Source organism: Rheinheimera baltica DSM 14885 (assembly GCF_000425345.1).
In the GTDB taxonomy this organism is placed as follows: domain Bacteria; phylum Pseudomonadota; class Gammaproteobacteria; order Enterobacterales; family Alteromonadaceae; genus Alishewanella; species Alishewanella baltica.
In genome coordinates, this window is sequence record NZ_AUDG01000126.1 from 1 (window position 1) to 1460 (window position 1460).

The window sequence follows — 1460 nt, forward strand, 5'->3', positions numbered from 1 at the left end:
GTAAGCGTAACCCCAACCACACATTCCAAGCTTAGCTAAGTTTTCATACCCTGTTTGGATCTACTACCAGACAGGGGTTTCACATGATCCGCAGAACAACCGAGCAGTGGCTGGCGCTGTTTGACCAGTATAAAGCCAGTGGGCTAACGCAAACCGAATTTGCAAAACAACAAGGCATTGACCCGACTTATTTCAGCTATCGTAAGCGGCAACTTCTCGCCTGGCAGCAGGATGATAATACCGGCTTTGTTGAACTGACGCCGCAAGGCATGTTGCTTAGCCAGCCAATGCTGCTGAAAAAGCGCGATGTTGAACTGCTTTTACCTTCCGGCACCGATGCCTTATGGTTAGCGGCGTTACTCCGGGCACTTTAACCATGAAGATGTTTATCGACCCGCCCAAAATCTACCTGCATAAACAGCCGGTGGATTTTAGAAAATCCATTAATGGCCTGTCGCTGTTGGTTGAGCAGGACATGCAGCAATCACCGTTTAGCGGTGCGCTGTTTGTATTCTGTAACCGCCAGCGCACCCGCTTAAAAGTGCTGTACTGGGACAGCACCGGCTTTTGCCTGTGGTACAAACGGCTGGAAAAAGACACATTCCGCTGGCCACGCCTTATGCCAGGCAAGGTATTAACCATCAGCGAGCAGCAATGGCACTGGCTGTTGCAGGGTATCGATATCCAAAAACTGACACCGCATCAGCCGCTGCACTACCAAAGTGTGGGGTGATATGCCGATCGGCTATAAATCCATTTGATCGCAGCTTAAACAATCTAAATAAGTACAGGCACTTAGCCGCATTGGCCGTTACAATAACGGCCATGAAAAAGACACCTTCAACACTACCGGATGACATTGAAACGCTCAAGAAAATGCTGCTTGAGCGTGACAAGCGCATCGCCAAATTAGAGCGGGTAAACCAGAAACTCGAAGATAAGCTGCAGCAACTGCTGGAGCAGTACAACCTTGCCCAATACAAAAAATACAGCCCCAGCAGCGAAAGCTATCAGGGCGATGGCGAGGTGCTGAACGAAGCAGAGCAGCTTGCTGACGAAGAGCCAGCCCAGCCAGAAGCGACTCAGACCGAAGCGGAAGAACCCGCCAAACCGCGCCGTCCACGTATTGCTGCCGAGTTGCCACGGGTGGAGGTGGTGCACGACATTACCGATAAAACCTGTGCTTGCTGCGGCCATGCACTGCACCGGATGGGTGAGGAAGTCAGCGAGCAGATTGAGTTTATCCCTGCGCAAATCCGGGTGATTAAAAACGTCAGGCCCAAATACAGCTGCCGGGTGTGCGAAAATAAAGGTACGACAGTGGCCATACAAATTGCCGATGTGCCGTCAGCCATTATTCCCAAAAGCATGGCAACGCCCAGCCTGCTGGCCCAAATCATCAGCAGTAAAATGCACTACGGCCTGCCACTGTACCGACAAGAAAAAATGTTTGCTCAGGC

At 51.2% G+C, this 1460-nt stretch carries 3 protein-coding genes; all 3 read left to right on the forward strand.

Annotated features, from left to right (window positions below):
- Window positions 1-83 precede the first annotated feature (83 nt).
- Window positions 84-374, forward strand: coding sequence for an IS66 family insertion sequence element accessory protein TnpA (tnpA, locus tag H595_RS0119645; RefSeq protein WP_240474957.1), 291 nt, complete (start codon window positions 84-86; stop codon window positions 372-374).
- A gap of 2 nt (window positions 375-376) precedes the next feature.
- Entirely contained in the window at window positions 377-733 is a 357-nt protein-coding gene (tnpB, locus tag H595_RS0119650) for an IS66 family insertion sequence element accessory protein TnpB (protein WP_027672663.1), read from the forward strand.
- A 92-nt stretch (window positions 734-825) separates the two neighbouring features.
- On the forward strand, window positions 826-1460 hold a 635-nt coding region (locus H595_RS0119655), incomplete at its 3' end, for an IS66 family transposase zinc-finger binding domain-containing protein (RefSeq protein ID WP_027672664.1).